Genomic DNA, 16237 nt, shown 5'->3' on the forward strand with positions numbered 1-16237 from the left:
TTTCTAGCCTAAATCTAACCCTTTTTCCTTTGACCTAGTGCCCACGTCTCGACCACGGCTTGCCCCGCGTTCGGAGCCTCTTTCACGCCCAGAGCCGCGCTCTAAACTTTCGCGCATTTCGGGCAGTTCACCCGCTTGCATGAGGCGGTAATGCGCCGCGTCTTTGTAGAGCGCGAGAATCTGCTTTGCCTCACGTTCGCGGGTCAGGCGTATTTTATCCTGTAATTCGCGCCGCTCTTTCATTTGCGCGATGACCAAATCATCGCGTTGCTTGCGGTCGCGTTGAAGGCAGAAATATGCCTCCACCTCATTCTGCTTTTTGATTTTGCCGTGTTCACCGCGCAATTTATCCCAAACGCCCTTGATGCCCGTGGAGAGGCGAGCAGCGCGTTCTTTCACCTCATTCTCATGGCGTGCCTTTTGACCTGCATCGAGCTTTTGACGCTCAAGCTGGTGCTGGATTTTCATGGCATGGCGTTGCTCATGCAAAGGCTTCATCTGGTTTGCCGCCAGACGCTTTGCCTCTTGGATATAGGCAGACAGGCGCGGCGCTATATTCGCCGCTATATGCGCTTTAGTTTCCGCGACAGTGTTTAAGGTCTCAGACGAACCCAGCTTTGCGGTTACGTCTTTGCCGCGTTTTTTGATAACGCGGGCAACAGATAAAACTTCTCCACTATGTGTCACGACGACATGCAGACGATTATCGTTTTTATCGAGGCTTTTATCACCCTTGGCGAGGAACAGCCCGCGCTCCTCCAAAGCCTTCGAAAAGGCTTGCACGCCGTCAGATGCAGACCAACATTCCTGAATAATCGCCTTAAGGTCTTTGGCGCTTTCACCCGAACGCTTTGCTTGTTGCCATTCGGCAAGGGTAAAATTGCGCGGGTCGCGCTCTTGAGAGTTCACAAACCCACGCGGCATTTGCCAGCCGTTTTCAAGGTAAAGCTGCTTTGAGATTTCGCGCAGCGTGTTTTTGAAGAAGGACAAATTCTTCGCCGTCATGGTGTCGGCATCAATGCGCGACCATACGCAATGCGCATGGCGACGACCTTCTTTTTCATGGAACACGACCATACGCGGCTGGTCTTTTAATCCCAGCCGCTCTTCAATCATATTGAGCGCATGTTCAAACACCTCAACCCGAACAGACTCGGTTTGAGGCGGATTGAGCGACACAGAAAACAAGGGCTGCTGACACCTCGTGCCCTTCGTAATGATTTCAATCTCGCTCATCGCGCCGAGTATGTCTTGGGATATGAATCCTTTGACCTCATGCAACTCGACATGCTCGTTGTCTTCGCCATTGAGGATATGTATCCCCAGCGCCCGCGTGCCTGAGCGTTGCGAAGCCTTCAAAATCATGGCTCACACTTAAAGCCACAGGCTTTCTTAAAGTCAGTGAGCGTCCCATTTATATGGTCGCAAGTTTCCCTTAATGCCGCTTCTGTATCTGGCGTAACCTCAAGCGCCCCCTGATTAGCCAGACGCGCCAACTGGTTTAGGTTTGAGGCGTAATGCGTTTGCCCAAGTCGCGCAAAAACCCGTGATAAAGCCGTTTCGTCTTTTATCGGGTTTCTGCGTCTCCCGACTGGTGGAGCAGCATTGTTGTCAATGTAGTATCGGACGCAAAAGCGTATGAAGTCGCTTTCAGACATGTCTCCACGGTAAAGCTCAACATTCTCATTTTCATCGCGCGGAAAGCGCACAGACTTTGGATAAATGATTTCAGATTTATCACGCGGCACGTGAATTCCCTTTTCTCAAATGACGGCGGGTCACTCTCTTTTGACCTGCCGACGTTTGATTTGCGGGGGGAACATCACCCTCTAAGGCATCGGAATCCGAAGCGTTTGAAGGCTCGCCTAATACCAGCGATGTGGATTTGAGAACGTAGTGCCATTCCTCTAAAACTGCGAATAAATCGTTTGATTGCACACCATCAAGGTGCGCCATAATCCTTAAGGATTTGCGGCGATTTCGGAAACTAGTGATTATCGCCCACGGAAGCGCTACGGAAGCGGCACGATGGAAATCTAAGCTATCCAACGGTATCAATCTTTCTAAATTTAGCTCCTCAGAAGATAGAGGTAGTCGAAGTTAGCGTACATTAGTCGGCCTATGAGCCTGCTGGGCTTACTTATCTTGATGGTACGAAGAAAGATGGGTCTGTCGCAGATCGTTGATGTGCGCCGCGTGGGCGGTCATGTACGCCATTGCGCTTTCCAGATGCTCACCCAGCATAAACACACCTGGCAACGGCCTATGCGGACGGCTTAACTTATCAGCTAGTTCCCATCCCGCTCGGCGCTTTACCAAGCCTCCTTCAAGGATGAACATCAAATCCCCAACGACCCGCGCCATTTTGGCCGGATGAATGCCTGCGGATTTCATAAACTGCCGAAGCACTGGGTGATGATCAATGAAACTCCGGGCGACCTGTCCGCCAATCCGGGTGAACTGATCCACGGCATAGGTTGGTATCCCGCCGACCATTTGAACTGGCGGCATTACGTCAGTGGTTTCGATGGCATCCGGCCCGGAGATAAATGGCTCCCAAACCAAGGGTAGAAGTAACGACATAGGATTACGGGTCAGCTTCCATCCGGCGTGTGCGGTAACAATCACATGACTGTCGTTGCTCATTAAGCCCAACGTACCGAAAATCGCATCCGGGAACCGGCAATGCTGTTCTTCTGCCAAGCCCCCACCCAGCGCCAAGGCCGCGACCGCTCGATGTTCAATAGGGTTGCCTACCTCTGCCAGTGCTTTTACCAAATCCCTACACTCGGCTTCAAGCATATCAACCCGCAGCAATTCATCGGTTGGGTTGTTTAGGGCAGTCATTAGCAGGTCACAGGCCGCTTGGCATTTCAGGTCTTCGGCAATCTGCTTCACAAGGAATGAAGCGACCCGCCATTCTCCGCCCATCTTAGTCCGCCATCTGCGGTTCCTACCAGCGGCGATGACGCGCGACACCGTATCAATTCCGGCCACCCCTAAGTCCTCAATAACTATGACGCCTAAGTGTCGCCAGATGGCGGCGGGGTCTTGATTGAGCAGTGATGCCAAGGCGGATAGTGCAATACCTTTATCGGTTTCATGAGTTGATCGGCCTTAGCACTGGCCCTATCGACCACGGCGCGGATTTCCGGGTCTTGATACATATCTGTGCCGGTAGTGTTCGCCCTGATCGTATCCAGCGCCCGCATAGGGATGCCTTCGTCAATCTCAGCATTTGCCTGCGCCAACATCTGAGTGCGGGACAGCCCCGTCTTAACAGGAGGTAAGAAGGCCATTTTGATCGCTTCGTCAGCCAGGGCTTGGCCGTCCTCAGCTATAAGGGCCGCTTTTGTGTCTGAGAACACCCGCGACAGTTCCGTTTGCGCCTCAATCTCTGCCAACGTAAAGTTGCTCGATAAAGCCGTTAGTGCCTTATCGGGCAGTCGATCAGCTAATGCCCTTCTGGCCTCAACCACAACATCAAGTGGTTTGGCTTTCCTCGTGATCGCCGCCCCCTCTGGCGTGGGGCGACTGTTTATTGCCACAAACCCCACGCTGCCCAGAACTAATAATACTGTGCCACCAATCGCAGCCCAGACCATAGGGCGTTATAGATTTCTTCCTGAAGACACTCTGGAACATTCACCACTACACACATCCTGTCTATGAAAGGAGTAGGGTAAGTTATCTGGCTATCTTTGGCGGGAGTTTCGGCCTTGTTAGAGGGGGTGGCATCTGGAGGCGTGAAATCGGACTCATTTGCGAGCTTGGTGTCAACCTTGGCCGGTTTTACCGCTGTATCGAAATTGAACTTGACGGGCACCTTAGTTGCCCCCTTTCAGGCTATCGATACCTTAGTGCGAGGGGCCTAGCTGTTTTAAGTGTGAACGATCCTAGTGATCGCCTCACTTCTGACAAGCCAAGCCGCTCACGAAGAGAATTAGGAACGCGGACGCGGATGTAGTACATACCGTTTCGTCTTGATAGGTGGGAAGAATTGCTACCGGTCATCCGGCCAAACCCGACTCAGGCGTTGAAAACGCCGACCTGATATTCCGACTTGCTCCGAGGTGTGGAGCAGCGTTGTGGAGCACCATTGTGGACCAGTAGCGCTTTGAGCCGGTTCCACATGGCTTAAGGTCTTGTAAGACCTTAATGATATCAGGGGGTGATAAAGGGAGTGGCGGAGAGGGTGGGATTCGAACCCACGGTAGGCTTCCACCTACGCCGCATTTCGAGTGCGGTACATTCGACCACTCTGCCACCTCTCCGCAGAGGTCTGAGTAGGGGCTGTAAAGCCTGTGGTCGTCAGAGCGCGTGTCTCTAATGGCTCAGGAAAATTTGTGCAAGCTTTTTTGTGCGGTATTTTTAGCTATTAACGCAATTGTATGCGCATCCATCACGAATTGAAATTTTACATACTCTGGATATATTGGAATAAGCGTGTCTTTAAGGTGTCAGGTTCGCCTAATCGCACCTGAAACGGCTGAATGTGGGGCTAAATTCAATTTGACGGCTAGTCAAACTCCCCCCGTGAAGTTATTAAATGCGCTTGTAATGATTAAAGCTTTCAGCCGAATGCGTCGGCTGTTTGTTGGAAAAAGCCAAGAGAGGGCTCTAATTATGAAGTTAAAACTGCTGGCGAGTGCTGCACTCGCCTCTTTAGCGTTGGCGTCTGGCGCCGTCGCTGAAGAAATCAAGGGATGGTACGGCGCAGTCGACCTCGGCTACAACTGGAAAGACGAGTGGGGTGCACGTTCGCAAGGTGCTGCCCCTGACGGCGGTCCCTACATCTTCGACGTTGCAACGGATGACGACTGGGCGGGTTTTGCCCGTCTCGGTTACCGTTACAGCCCGAACTGGCGTGTTGAACTCGAAGGTGGCTACCGTCCTGGTGACGTAACCGCGGCTCGTGGTTTCCCGCGCACACTTACGGCTCAATCGCTTTGCGCATCGACGCAAACCGCAACTACCTGCGGTTCGCCGAATGGCTCGATCGATCAAACGTCGGTCATGGCCAACCTGATCTATGACTTCCTGCCGGAATCCAGCTTCCACCCGTTCGTGGGTATCGGTGCGGGTCTGACCAAGGTTGACGTTGACATTCAAGGCAAGTTCTCGAATGCCAGCCAAACCCTGTCTATCTCTGGCGATGACACCGTTGCATCTTACCAGTTCCTGACCGGTTTCGTCTGGGCTCTGTCCGAAAAGCTGGACCTGGACCTTACCTACCGTTACCACAAGCTGGATAAGGTCAGCATCGCTTCGACTTCGACGTCGCCGCTGGCTACCTATCAGCCTGGTGACTTCTCGGGTCGTTTCGACAACCAAACGGTTTCGGTTGGTCTGCGTTGGGCCTTCGGTTCGCCGACCCCACCACCCCCACCGCCTCCTCCTCCTCCGCCCCCACCGCCTCCTCCGCCTCCTCCGGCGATGGTTGAACCAGTTGCACCACCAGCCCCGGTTTATGAAGCCCGCGAATTCATCGTGTACTTTGAATTCGACCAATCGGCTCTGACGGCAGACGCTCAGGCTGTGGTTCAGGCTGCGGCTGATTACGCTAAGGCTGGTAACGCGACCCGTATCGTGGTTGTTGGTCACGCCGACACCTCCGGTTCGGCCGCTTACAACATCCGCCTGTCGGAACGCCGCGCCAAGACCGTTGCTGATGCCCTTGCTGGCCTCGGCGTTGACGGTTCCAAGCTGGCTGTTGACTGGAAGGGTGAATCGGCCCCGGCAGTCGCCACCGGCGACGGCGTGAAAGAGCCTCTGAACCGTCGTTCGACCATCGACATCGCGTTCTAATTTAAGAACACGATCTCTAAGGTCTTAAGACAAAAGAACCCGGCCTGAGTAATCAGGTCGGGTTTTTCTATGCCGGGGTTGATTGATGCGCTGAAGCCGGAGCCTGACGTGCGTCTTGCGACGCCCGAAGTTATTCCGCCGGGACGCGGACCTTGAGGCTCAGGGGCTTAAGCTTTTGGCTCAGGAAGCGCCGCACAGGCAGGTCATAGAACCTGAGCAGGAAGTAAGCGACCAATACGCATCCCGGCAATATAACGACACCCAGCCAAATGATGGGCAGTCCTGGGAATAGTGTGTGCAAAACCGCGCGCATAGCCCACATGACCGGCAAGTGGGTGACATACAAAGGGTATGATATGTCGCCTAGGAATTTGGAAACGGCGCCGTAGTGGCCACCGATATTTTCGCGTACAGCGGACAATAAAATAGACGGAAAAACGATCAGTATGACGAACAGGCATGTCCACCAGTTGAAGGCGCCTGCCGGCTGAACAAATATCAGCAGACATATCAGGGGCAAAAAAACGACGGGTATAGACGGAAAGCTGTTTAACCTGGGGAGCTCACGACAGATCAACACGCCCAAAAAGAATGACAGGCTAATCCGCGAAAGATCGGCGAGAAAGCCTTGCTTTAAAAAGCTTAAGTCCGCAGGTGCCGTCGGCGAATGTCCAAAATTGAAGACCAGCCATCCGGTCACACCTGCGGCGCCTGCGATAATGACCGGAAAAAGCCAGCGGGTCTTGGCTTTAGCGAACAGCAAACCATAGACAGCGTAGGCTAAAAGCTCAAAAAACAGCGACCACAGCACCAGGTTAAGCGGAAACATCGCAATGTCCTGATCCCAGGTCACAATAGGGATCATAAACAGGTTCATAACCAGATACATGACGAACTGGGGCGCCGTGAAGGTTTTTTCCCCCGTAATCAGCCAGTCGAGTGTAAACCAAGCGGCGCCAAATCCGATCCCGATCAAGATCATAGGGTAAAGCCGGATCAGGCGGGGAACGAAAAAAGCCCAGAACGGCAGACCGGCCTTCAGGCGATCATCATAGGCATAGGCCAGCACAAAACCGCTCATTAAAAAGAACAGATCGACCGCCAGACGGCTATGCTGAAACCACGTCGATCCAGCTTCGATGTTCCAGTGAAAAGCCATGACCGAAACCGCGGCAATGCCGCGCAAACCATCAAGCGTGTTAAGATGAGCCGGTTTCGGTGCCGCCGATGTCATGTCAAATCCCCCACGCCCACAATCTATAACGGCGATATGTGAACGTACAGGCAAATCACCTGAAGGTTGTGTGCGGTGCAGCGCACACCGGCGGCGTGTGAATAGGGCTTATTTATAAAAGGAGCGTCGGGCAAACCAACCGCAAGGGTTGGTGTTTTTATGGTGGAGCCAAGGGGAGTCGAACCCCTGACCTCGTCATTGCGAACGACGCGCTCTACCAACTGAGCTATGGCCCCTTTGTCCATGACAAAGTGTGCCGTTTTAATAAACCAGGATATGAGCCTGTCAAGCGCTCCTTAACCTGTCACGCTTACTTGTTTGACACAGCCAAATCATTATATGGATGTAATTGCGCGCGCTTAAAGCCGCGCCGCCCGATCCCAGTTAAGGACACGCATGACCGGTTTTGTTATTTTTATTCTCGACGGCATTTTGGGCATCGCCTATTGGGCCATTATCATCAGCGCTATCATGAGCTGGCTGATCGCCTTTAATGTCATCAATACCCACAACCGGGTCGTCTATAATATCCATTATACGCTGGACCGTATCACTGGCCCGATCCTTGAACCGTTCCGCCGTTTAATCCCGACGCTAGGGGGCATTGACATCAGCCCGATCTTTGCGCTGCTGATCATTTCGGGGATGCGCCGATTCCTGATCCCGATGGCTCAAAGCGGCCTTTATCCCATTCTTGGCTAAGCTGGTCATCCGCCTGACGCCCAAGGCCGCCCATGACCGGATCGACGGTTGGGATGTGGATGAGTTTGGGCGGAAAATTCTGAAAGTGCGGGTCAGAGCCGCACCAATTGAGGGCCGCGCCAATGCGGCCCTTCTGGCGTTTCTGGCCAAAGAACTGAACCTGCCCAAATCGCGGCTGACCCTACTGTCCGGTGATACGTCACGCTATAAGCAGATTGAGGTCGAAGGTCTGAGCGATAATGACCTTATGGCCCAAATAAAAACCCCTCAGGCCGAAACCTGAGGGGTTTTTATCCGCATAGTTTAAACGGACAGCGCCCTAAACGGCGACTTTAGCCTGAACGCGGATCTGGTCGGCAACGGCCTTGGCAACCTGAGAGCCCGACGCGGTGCCGCCGAGGTCTTTGGTTAAGGTGCCGGCCTTGATGACCGCCTCAATGGCCGCATCCAGCGTATCGGCTTCACGGCTAAGGTTCAGGCTGTGGCGCAGCATCATGCTGACGGATTTGAGCGTACCCATCGGGTTGGCCAGATCCTTACCGGCAATGTCCGGCGCGGAACCGTGGATCGGCTCATAAAGCCCTTTGCCGGTCGAACCTAATGACGCTGAACCCAACAATCCGATCGAGCCCGGCAGAACCGAGGCCAGATCGGACAGGATATCGCCGAACATATTCTCGGTCAGGATGACATCGAAATCCTTGGGGCGGGTCACCAGGTGCATGGCCATGGAATCGACCAGGGCGTGCTCCAGCTCGACATCCGCATATTCGGCCGCGTGCAGCTTATTGACCGTCTCCCGCCACAGACGCGAGGTTTCAATGACATTGGCCTTATCGACTGAGGTGACCTTATTGCGGCGCTTACGGGCAGCCTGAAAAGCAACATGAGCGACGCGCTCGACCTCGGCCACGGTATAAAGGCATTCGTCGGTCGCGGTCGTTTCCGTGCGGGTGCGCTTACCGAAATAAAGCCCGCCGGTCAGCTCACGCACGATCAGCATGTCGGCGCCGGACACGATTTCTTCTTTCAGCGGCGAGCGGAAAGCCTGAGAGGGGGCCACATCCATTGGACGCAAATTGGCGAACAGGCCCATGGATTTACGCACGGCAAGGAGTCCCTGCTCAGGGCGCTTGGGCTTTAAGTCCCACTTTGGCCCGCCGACCGCGCCGAGCAGCACCGCATCGGCGGCCAGACAAGCCGCGTCTGTATCAGCCGGATAGGGATCGTCAACGGTGTCGATGGCAATGCCGCCGATCAGCTTTTCTTCAAACGCGAACTCATGGCCGAAGACGTCGCCAATGGTTTCCAGCGCCAGACGCCCGGCGGCGGCGACTTCGGGGCCGATGCCATCACCGGGGAGGATGACTATATTAAAGGTGCTCATGCCGCCCCCCTTTTCTGTGAAATGTCTTTTTCATAGGTTTCAATGGCGGGCAGGCGGTTGATCAGCCAGCCCATAGCGTCCACGCCTTCCAGCAGACACTGGCGCGCAAACGCTTCGATTTTGAAGATAAAGACCGTGCCGTCTTCGAGGCGCAGTTCGTTGGTCTCTAAGTCAATCGTCACGCGCTGCTGCGGGCTGGCCAGAAGTTTGGCGTGAATTTCGGGCGTCACCACAATCGGTAACAGGCCATTTTTCAGGCTGTTCGACGTAAAAATGTCGGCAATTTCGGTCGAAATCACAGCCTTGAAACCGTAATCCGTCAAGGCCCAGGGCGCGTGTTCCCGCGATGAGCCGCAGCCGAAATTATTGCCAGCCACCAGCACACGATGTTCTTCCGGGTCGATGGTGTTGAGGATGAAATCAGGCTTGGGCGTGCCGTCTTTTTCGTAGCGCCAGTCGTTAAACGCGGCCACTCCAAGCCCTTTGCGCGACGTGGTCGTCAGAAAGCGCGCCGGTATGATCTGATCGGTGTCGATATTGGCTTCGGGCAACACGGCGATGCGTGAGGAGAAGGTATTGATCGGTTCTTGGTTACTGGCCATTTTGGTTCCTTAATCTCCTCCCCTGTTACGGGGGAGAAGAAGAAAGTTAAGCACTTTGCAAATAGTTGCGCGGGTCGGTGATATGACCGGCGATAGCGGACGCCGCAGCCGTAGCCGGAGAGGCCAGAACCGTGCGTGCCCCCGGCCCCTGACGACCCTCGAAATTGCGGTTGGAAGTCGATACCGCCAACTGACCCGGTTGAACGAAATCGCCGTTCATGGCGATGCACATCGAACAGCCCGGCAAACGCCATTCAGCACCGGCCTCGATGAAGATTTTATCCAGCCCTTCGGCGACCGCTTCGGCGCGCACCTGCTCAGAGCCCGGCACGACCAGCATACGCACGCCGTCAGCGATATGGCGGCCCTTCATGATCTCAGCCGCCGCCCGCAAATCGGACATACGGCCATTGGTGCAGGAGCCGATAAAGACCACATCGACCTTGGCCAGATCGCGGGCTTCGCCGCCCTCAAAGTGCATATATTTCAGGGCCTTGGCTTCGTTCTCATTGGAGGCCACGGGCACGGCCTTGGAAACCGCCGCGCCCTGATCCGGGGTGGTGCCCCAGGTCGCCATCGGCTCAATAATCGAGCCATCAATGGTGATCTCGTCGTCAAAGACCGCCCCGTCGTCAGATTTCAGCTTCAGCCATTCAGCGGCGGCAGCTTCGTAATCGGTCGGCACATAGGCACGCCCGCGCAGCCACTCAATCGTCTTTTGATCGGGCGCTATCATGCCGCAACGTGCACCAGCCTCGATCGACAGGTTGCAGACGGTCATGCGCCCTTCCATGTCAAGCGCCTCGATCACCGGCCCGCAATATTCCAGCGCATAGCCGGTGCCGCCCCCAAAGCCTAAGCGATTGATGATGGTAAGCGCCACGTCCTTACCCGACACGCCCGGTTGCAGTTCGCCCGTGACGGTGATGCGCATGGTCTTGGGTTTGCGTTGCGCCAGACACTGGGTCGCCAGCACATGGCCGACTTCGGAGGTGCCGATACCGAACGCGATGCAGCCGAACGCGCCGTGGGTTGAGGTATGGGAATCACCACACACAACTGTTATGCCGGGCTGGGTCAGGCCCATTTCCGGCCCCATGACATGCACGACGCCGCGGTTTTCCGAGCCCCAACCAAACAGCTTGACGCCGTGGTTTTGGGTGTTGCGCTCTAAGGTTTCGACCTGATTTTTGGCGTCCGCCGTAAAATAGGGGCGCTCACCCTTCTCATTGGGGGGCAAGGTCGGGGTCGAGTGGTCGAGTGTGGCAAAGGTGCGATCGGGACGGCGGACTTTTAAGCCGCGTTCTTCGATAGCCGAAAACGCCTGCGGCGAGGTGACTTCGTGGACCAGATGCAGGTCGATATAAAGCACGGCCGGACGGTCATGGCTTTCGTCTTCGACTATGTGTTTTTCCCATACCTTGTCGAACAAGGATTTTGGTTGGTCTGACATCTTGGATCGTCCTGATAATAAAAGGTGCAAGGGGCAATGCCCCTTGCATCCCGTAACATTTAGGCGTGGTTAGTTGACCGGCGCTAACCAGTTCCAGCGATCTTCCGTCTCACCGGTGAACAGGCCGTGGAAGCGCTTCTGGATCAGCTTAGTCACATCACCGGGGCCGCCAACGCGGGTCGGTATGCCGTCAACCGAACGGATCGGGGTGACTTCGGCAGCGGTACCGGTCATGAACACTTCGTCGGCCAGATAAAGCATCTCACGCGGCAGAACCTGCTCGATGACTTCGATGCCTTCGGCGCGGGCCAGTTGGATCACGGTGTCGCGGGTGATGCCGCCTAAGATCGACGCGGCCAGAGGCGGCGTAAAGATCTTGCCCTTCTGGATCAGGAACAGGTTCTCACCCGCCCCTTCGGACAGCAGGCCGTCGCGGCCGAGACCCAGCCCTTCGGCAAAGCCACGCTCACGCGCTTCATAGCCGATCAGGTAGGACGACAGATAGTTGCCGCCGGCCTTGGCGCCAGTCGGGATCGTGTTCGGGGCGGCGCGGTTCCACGATGAGACGCAGACATCAACGCCCTTAAGCAGCCCCTCTTCGCCCAGATAAGCGCCCCACGGAAAGGCGGCGATGGCGACATCGACCGAAACATTTTCCTTCTTGGGCGTGACCCCCATGCCGCATTCACCCAGAAAGGCGATTGGGCGCAGATAGGCGCTTTTGAGGTTATTGGCGCGGACGATCTCGCGGCAGGCATCGTTGATCTGATCAACCGTATAGGGCAGTTGGATATGATAAATCCGAGCCGAGTCAATCAGACGCTGCGAGTGTTCATGCAGGCGGAAAATGACCGGGCCATTGGGCGTGTCATAGGCGCGCACACCTTCGAAAACCGAGGTGCCGTAATGCAGGGCATGGGTCATGACGTGGATGGTGGCATCTTCCCACGGGATCAGCTTGCCGTTGAACCAGATCGTATCAGCGAGTTTCTTATTCATTTGGAATATTCCGTATTCGGAGAATTAACTTAAAGGCAGTGTGAAAGGCTTAAAATCCACTGCCTACGGAACCGGGGTCGCGACGACGACCCCGTATACCTGTTCCCCGATAAGATGGCGCGATTTCAAAGCCGGTTGCTATGGCAACGTCTTTAATCCCGCTTTCGATAGGTTTCAAGTCGCGCATAATCAGGCCGACAGTTTCTGAGCGGCGGCGGCCTTGCGCGCTTCTGCCACGCGCTTCAGACCATACAAACGGTCGATCTGCGCGAGCAGGGTTTCAATGCGGCGATGGGATTCCTTGGCGCGGGCGGTAACGCTTAAGCCACGGGTCTTTTCATCGATCTGATACATTTCAATCGCATCGATGAAAAAGCCGCGCCGCTCAATCAGGCCCAACACCCGCAGGAGCGTGCCGTCGAGATCGTCAATCTCAATATGAATCAAGTGGCTCATCCCAACGCTCCTCCATCATTTCCGCATTCGACGCGCCCGGCGGCACCAGCGGCCAGACGTTTTCGCGCGGATCAATCAAAATATGCAACAAGGTCGGCTTATCCGCCGCCAGCAGGCGATCCAGCGCACCATCGACCTCATCGCGGCTGGTGATACGGAAGGCATCAAGACCAAACGCCTGCGCCACCACCACAAAGTCAGGGTTATCGCTGAGGTCGATTTCCGAATAGTTTTCCTCATAAAACAGGCGTTGCCACTGACGCACCAGCCCCAGCGACGAGTTATCGAGCAGGACGATCTTCAGCGGAATACCGTAACGGCGCAAGGTCGCCATTTCCTGAATGTTCATCATGAACGAGCCGTCGCCGGACACCGTGACCACATGGTGATCCGGCAGGGCCAGCTTGGCGCCCAGACCGGCGGGTAGGCCGTAGCCCATAGCGCCGGAGCCGCCCGATGTCAGATGGGCGCGGTTTTGCAAAAATTGACAATGTTGCGCGACCCACATCTGATGCTGACCCACGTCACAGGCGGCGACGAACTTATCACCGGCCTTTTCCGACAGCAGTTTCAGAAGGGCCGGCGCATAGATGCCGGTGCCCGGCGCGTCATAGCGGAAGGCGTGTTTCTTTTTGTCGGACTTGCACTTGGCGACCCACAGGGAGATGTCCTGCATCTTAGGCTTAAGGCCATCCAGAACGATTTTCAGGTCGCCCAGAATACCGACCTGGGCCGCTCTCAGTTTGTTGATTTCGGCGGCGTCGATATCGACGTGAATAACCTTGGCATGGGGCGCAAAGGCCGACAGCTTGCCGGTGGCACGGTCATCAAAGCGCGCACCCAGAACGATCAGCAGATCGGCGTCCTGAACGGCAATATTGGCCGCGCGCGTACCGTGCATCCCCAGCATACCGAGAAACAGGTCATCATTGGTTGGGATCGCGCCAAGGCCTTTGAGGGTTGAGACAACCGGAATACCGGTGCGGTCCATCAGGGCGCGCAGTTGCGGCACGGCAAAGGCCATTTCGACCCCGCCGCCGATATAGAACAGCGGCTTATGCGATTGCTCAATCAGCTTTTCAGCCGCCTTGATATCGGCGTCATTGGGCTGCGGCGGCTGCCAGGACGGGAACGCACCCGTCGTCGGGACATCCTTGACGAAGCTTGCTGCGACATCCTTGGGGATATCGACCAGAACAGGGCCGGGACGGCCTTCCTGAGCAATTTGAAAGGCGCGCGACAGAATGGCGGGGATTTCCGCCGGATCGCGCACCAGCCATGAGTGTTTCACGATCGGCAAGGTCAGGCCCAGAATATCGACTTCCTGAAAGCCATCGGTGCCCAGCAAATGCGTGCCGACCTGCCCGGTGATGCAGACCATCGGCACCGAGTCCATATAGGCATTGGCGATGCCGGTGATGAGGTTGGTGGCACCGGGGCCGGAGGTGGCCATACAGACGCCGACCTTACCCGTCGCGCGGGCATAGGCATCGGCGGCAAAGGCAGCGCCCTGCTCATGGCGCACCAGAATATGGGTGAGGCCGGAACCTGCGAGCGCATCATAGATCGGCATGATGGCCCCGCCCGGATAGCCGAACAGGATATCCACGCCTAGAGCCCTCAGCGTCGAAATTACCAATTGTGCTCCGGTCGGTTGGTTTATCATGATGATCCCTCGTAAAAAAGTTTGGCGGGCAAGCCGCCAATACGTTTTTCACGTAAACAATACGGAGAAAATTTCCTTGGGACGGCCCTTCAGAAATTTTCATTTTTTGTGTATCCGACCTCGCCAAGGCGAAGCCGGATCAGAGGATATGGCCCACGGAAAATGTATTGAGGCAAAGCCTCAAACTTTTCCGTGAGTTTTATTAGCCGTTATTCTTTTCCTGCAACCAAGACATACGCGAACGCAGGTCACGGCCAGTATGCTCGATCGGGTGATCCAGATCCTGACGCATCAGGGCGTTGTAGCGCGGACGGCCAGCCATGTTCTCAAGGATCCAGTCGCGGGCAAAGTCGCCGGACTGAATGTCGTTGAGGACTTCCTGCATACGCTCACGGGTTTCTTCGTTGATGATGCGCGGGCCGGAAACCAGATCGCCGTACTTGCAGGTCTCGGACACGAACGAGTGCATCTTGGCAAAGCCGCCTTCGTACAGCAGATCCACGATCAGCTTCAGTTCGTGCAGAACTTCGAAATAGGCGATTTCCGGACGGTAACCTGCGTCAACCAGGGTTTCAAAGCCCATCATGACCAGCTCGGTCGTGCCGCCGCACAGAACGGCCTGCTCACCAAACAGATCGGTTTCGGTTTCTTCCTTGAAGGTCGTCTCGATGACGCCGCCAACGGTACCGCCGATGCCACGGGCATAGCCCAGGGCGCGCTGAGCGGCCTTACCGGTTACATCACGGTCAACGGCAAACAGCGACGGCACGCCGCGTCCACGTTGATATTCGCGGCGCACGAGGTCGCCTGGACCCTTCGGGGCTACCAGAATGACGTCGAGGTCGGCACGGGCATCGACGCGGCCATACAGGACCGAGAAGCCGTGGGCAAACAGGATCGACGCGCCCTTAGCGGCGTAAGGGGCGATGTCGTTGGTGTAGATTTCGGCATGGCTCATGTCCGGCGTCAGGATGGCGATGATGGTCGCGTCCTTAACGGCGTCCTTGATTTCTGCGGTCGGCAGACCGTCGTGCTTGGCCTTTTCATAGCCAGCGCCGCCGGTGCGCACGCCGACGATCACGTCAACGCCGGAATCGCGCAGGTTCTGGGCGTGGGCGCGGCCCTGTGAGCCATAACCGACGATGGCGACGCGCTCGCCTTTCAAGCTGTCGGCGGAAACGTCGTCATTAGTATAGATTTTCACGAAGGTACTCCTGAAAGTTCGTGTAGCGTGGGTAAGTGGTGAAGGGGTTTACGGCAAAGCCATAAATACGAAAAGCCAAAAAGAAATGCCCGAAACGAAAAAGACCGCGCCTGTTAAGAGGCTGCGGTCATAACGCGTGCATATTTTTCAAGCGCCGGATGGCCCTGATAGCCGCGGGCCGGTGCTGTGAAGCTGGATTTACGGCCGGACAAGTCCGCCGTGGTGTCGATGCGGCGCGAAGTCGCATCGATGGTGATCATGTCACCATCGCGCAAACGACCGATATTGCCACCGGCCTGCGCTGCAGGGGCGCAGCTGCCAACGATCATGGCCTGGGCGGTGGAGCCTGCGATATGGCCGTCACTGATCAGGGCGATGCCGGTGATGCCGGCGTGCTCAATGGCGTCCACGATATCGCGCAGATCGGTTTTGTGGCGAATGATGATGGCAGTGCCGGAGGCGATCTCACCGGCGCGGATGGCGGCAATGGCCGTCATTTCGTCCTCGAAAACACGCGCCTGACCTTCGAAGCGCTCACCGAAGCCTGACAGTTTTAAAATGCCGCCAACCGGCGCAATTGATCCATGAAGAATGGCGAAACCCGACGATACTACAGGTGACACGGCCTCAAGCGGCGCGGCCATAAAGGCTGGCGCTTCAGTGGCGGTTGGGGTCATCTTGATTTGCGCGTTCATGGTGCAGCTCTTCAAAGGTTTCGAGGGTGAT

At 55.9% G+C, this 16237-nt stretch carries 17 protein-coding genes and 2 tRNA genes; 3 read left to right on the forward strand and 16 right to left on the reverse strand.

Translation table 11 applies throughout. From position 1 onward, the window contains the following. Nucleotides 1-3: 3 nt before the first annotated feature. The 6 genes from OVA03_RS12795 to OVA03_RS12815 all read right to left on the reverse strand — a co-directional run bounded on the left by OVA03_RS12795 (nucleotide 4) and on the right by OVA03_RS12815 (nucleotide 4274). Nucleotides 4-1365, reverse strand: a complete 1362-nt coding sequence (locus OVA03_RS12795; RefSeq protein ID WP_267525193.1) for a relaxase/mobilization nuclease domain-containing protein — start codon at nucleotides 1363-1365, stop codon at nucleotides 4-6. After that, nucleotides 1362-1748, reverse strand: a complete 387-nt coding sequence (locus tag OVA03_RS12800) for a hypothetical protein (RefSeq protein ID WP_267525195.1) — start codon at nucleotides 1746-1748, stop codon at nucleotides 1362-1364. Before OVA03_RS12800 ends, OVA03_RS12795 begins: the two co-directional genes overlap by 4 nt. Nucleotides 1749-2136: 388 nt before the next feature. Continuing rightward, entirely contained in the window at nucleotides 2137-2931 is a 795-nt protein-coding gene (locus OVA03_RS12805) for a hypothetical protein (RefSeq protein ID WP_267525197.1), read from the reverse strand. A gap of 92 nt (nucleotides 2932-3023) precedes the next feature. After that, nucleotides 3024-3605, reverse strand: a complete 582-nt coding sequence (locus OVA03_RS12810; RefSeq protein ID WP_267525199.1) for a hypothetical protein — start codon at nucleotides 3603-3605, stop codon at nucleotides 3024-3026. A gap of 241 nt (nucleotides 3606-3846) precedes the next feature. Further along, nucleotides 3847-4014 carry a DUF6538 domain-containing protein gene (locus OVA03_RS17065; protein ID WP_420710426.1) on the reverse strand — a complete coding sequence of 56 codons (168 nt, stop codon included), beginning with the start codon at nucleotides 4012-4014 and terminating at the stop codon, nucleotides 3847-3849. Between the two features lie 170 nt (nucleotides 4015-4184). Further along, a tRNA-Ser gene (locus OVA03_RS12815) sits at nucleotides 4185-4274 on the reverse strand. A 352-nt stretch (nucleotides 4275-4626) separates the two neighbouring features. On the opposite strand from OVA03_RS12815, the gene OVA03_RS12820 reads away from it, so the two are divergent. Continuing rightward, nucleotides 4627-5808 (forward strand): outer membrane beta-barrel protein, encoded by a 1182-nt coding sequence (locus tag OVA03_RS12820; protein ID WP_267525201.1) that lies wholly within the window; start codon nucleotides 4627-4629, stop codon nucleotides 5806-5808. A gap of 130 nt (nucleotides 5809-5938) precedes the next feature. Here the strand turns inward: OVA03_RS12820 and OVA03_RS12825 are convergent, their stop codons facing one another. Next, nucleotides 5939-7042, reverse strand: a complete 1104-nt coding sequence (locus tag OVA03_RS12825; RefSeq protein WP_267525202.1) for an acyltransferase family protein — start codon at nucleotides 7040-7042, stop codon at nucleotides 5939-5941. Nucleotides 7043-7202: 160 nt separating this feature from the next. Further along, nucleotides 7203-7278 (reverse strand) — tRNA-Ala (locus tag OVA03_RS12830). Between the two features lie 160 nt (nucleotides 7279-7438). Here OVA03_RS12830 and OVA03_RS12835 point away from each other — a divergent pair. Both OVA03_RS12835 and OVA03_RS12840 read left to right on the forward strand, forming a co-directional pair. Then, entirely contained in the window at nucleotides 7439-7744 is a 306-nt protein-coding gene (locus tag OVA03_RS12835; RefSeq protein WP_267525205.1) for a YggT family protein, read from the forward strand. Further along, the gene (locus OVA03_RS12840) at nucleotides 7737-8027 is read left to right on the forward strand and encodes a DUF167 family protein (protein WP_267525207.1); all 291 of its coding nucleotides are present in this window, start codon (nucleotides 7737-7739) and stop codon (nucleotides 8025-8027) included. Before OVA03_RS12835 ends, OVA03_RS12840 begins: the two co-directional genes overlap by 8 nt. 36 nt (nucleotides 8028-8063) lie before the next feature. On the opposite strand, the gene leuB is transcribed toward OVA03_RS12840, so the two are convergent. From leuB to OVA03_RS12880, 8 genes are all read right to left on the reverse strand, one after another. After that, complete coding sequence (gene leuB / locus OVA03_RS12845) at nucleotides 8064-9131, reverse strand: 3-isopropylmalate dehydrogenase (RefSeq protein WP_267525210.1); 1068 nt, start codon at nucleotides 9129-9131, stop codon at nucleotides 8064-8066. Continuing rightward, nucleotides 9128-9733 carry a 3-isopropylmalate dehydratase small subunit gene (gene leuD, locus OVA03_RS12850; RefSeq protein WP_267525212.1) on the reverse strand — a complete coding sequence of 202 codons (606 nt, stop codon included), beginning with the start codon at nucleotides 9731-9733 and terminating at the stop codon, nucleotides 9128-9130. Before leuD ends, leuB begins: the two co-directional genes overlap by 4 nt. Nucleotides 9734-9779: 46 nt before the next feature. Next, complete coding sequence (gene leuC / locus OVA03_RS12855) at nucleotides 9780-11186, reverse strand: 3-isopropylmalate dehydratase large subunit (RefSeq protein ID WP_267525214.1); 1407 nt, start codon at nucleotides 11184-11186, stop codon at nucleotides 9780-9782. 69 nt (nucleotides 11187-11255) lie between these two features. Beyond that, nucleotides 11256-12185, reverse strand: a complete 930-nt coding sequence (locus OVA03_RS12860) for a branched-chain amino acid transaminase (RefSeq protein WP_189484585.1) — start codon at nucleotides 12183-12185, stop codon at nucleotides 11256-11258. Between the two features lie 189 nt (nucleotides 12186-12374). Continuing rightward, a complete protein-coding gene (locus OVA03_RS12865; protein ID WP_267525217.1) occupies nucleotides 12375-12641 on the reverse strand; it encodes an ACT domain-containing protein in 267 nt (88 codons plus the stop codon). Beyond that, nucleotides 12619-14307 (reverse strand): acetolactate synthase 2 catalytic subunit, encoded by a 1689-nt coding sequence (ilvG, locus tag OVA03_RS12870; protein WP_267525220.1) that lies wholly within the window; start codon nucleotides 14305-14307, stop codon nucleotides 12619-12621. The genes OVA03_RS12865 and ilvG overlap by 23 nt, the downstream gene beginning before the upstream one ends. Nucleotides 14308-14509: 202 nt before the next feature. After that, complete coding sequence (ilvC, locus tag OVA03_RS12875; RefSeq protein WP_189484582.1) at nucleotides 14510-15511, reverse strand: ketol-acid reductoisomerase; 1002 nt, start codon at nucleotides 15509-15511, stop codon at nucleotides 14510-14512. 113 nt (nucleotides 15512-15624) lie between these two features. Next, the gene (locus tag OVA03_RS12880) at nucleotides 15625-16206 is read right to left on the reverse strand and encodes a dihydroxy-acid dehydratase (protein WP_267525223.1); all 582 of its coding nucleotides are present in this window, start codon (nucleotides 16204-16206) and stop codon (nucleotides 15625-15627) included. Nucleotides 16207-16237: the final 31 nt, after the last annotated feature.

Origin of the sequence: Asticcacaulis sp. SL142 (assembly GCF_026625745.1) — a bacterium.
In the GTDB taxonomy this organism is placed as follows: Bacteria; Pseudomonadota; Alphaproteobacteria; order Caulobacterales; family Caulobacteraceae; genus Asticcacaulis.

Excerpts from the sequence above, each read along its gene's own strand:
- OVA03_RS12795 (WP_267525193.1), bottom strand. The coding sequence starts at position 1,365 with ATGATTTTGAAGGCTTCGCAACGCTCAGGCACGCGGGCGCTGGGGATA.
- OVA03_RS12805 (WP_267525197.1), bottom strand. The coding sequence starts at position 2,931 with ATGGGCGGAGAATGGCGGGTCGCTTCATTCCTTGTGAAGCAGATTGCC.
- OVA03_RS12810 (WP_267525199.1), bottom strand. The coding sequence starts at position 3,605 with ATGGTCTGGGCTGCGATTGGTGGCACAGTATTATTAGTTCTGGGCAGC.
- OVA03_RS17065 (WP_420710426.1), bottom strand. The coding sequence starts at position 4,014 with ATGACCGGTAGCAATTCTTCCCACCTATCAAGACGAAACGGTATGTAC.
- OVA03_RS12820 (WP_267525201.1), top strand. The coding sequence starts at position 4,627 with ATGAAGTTAAAACTGCTGGCGAGTGCTGCACTCGCCTCTTTAGCGTTG.
- OVA03_RS12825 (WP_267525202.1), bottom strand. The coding sequence starts at position 7,042 with ATGACATCGGCGGCACCGAAACCGGCTCATCTTAACACGCTTGATGGT.
- OVA03_RS12835 (WP_267525205.1), top strand. The coding sequence starts at position 7,439 with ATGACCGGTTTTGTTATTTTTATTCTCGACGGCATTTTGGGCATCGCC.
- leuB (WP_267525210.1), bottom strand. The coding sequence starts at position 9,131 with ATGAGCACCTTTAATATAGTCATCCTCCCCGGTGATGGCATCGGCCCC.
- leuD (WP_267525212.1), bottom strand. The coding sequence starts at position 9,733 with ATGGCCAGTAACCAAGAACCGATCAATACCTTCTCCTCACGCATCGCC.
- leuC (WP_267525214.1), bottom strand. The coding sequence starts at position 11,186 with ATGTCAGACCAACCAAAATCCTTGTTCGACAAGGTATGGGAAAAACAC.
- OVA03_RS12860 (WP_189484585.1), bottom strand. The coding sequence starts at position 12,185 with ATGAATAAGAAACTCGCTGATACGATCTGGTTCAACGGCAAGCTGATC.
- OVA03_RS12865 (WP_267525217.1), bottom strand. The coding sequence starts at position 12,641 with ATGAGCCACTTGATTCATATTGAGATTGACGATCTCGACGGCACGCTC.
- ilvG (WP_267525220.1), bottom strand. The coding sequence starts at position 14,307 with ATGATAAACCAACCGACCGGAGCACAATTGGTAATTTCGACGCTGAGG.
- OVA03_RS12880 (WP_267525223.1), bottom strand. The coding sequence starts at position 16,206 with ATGAACGCGCAAATCAAGATGACCCCAACCGCCACTGAAGCGCCAGCC.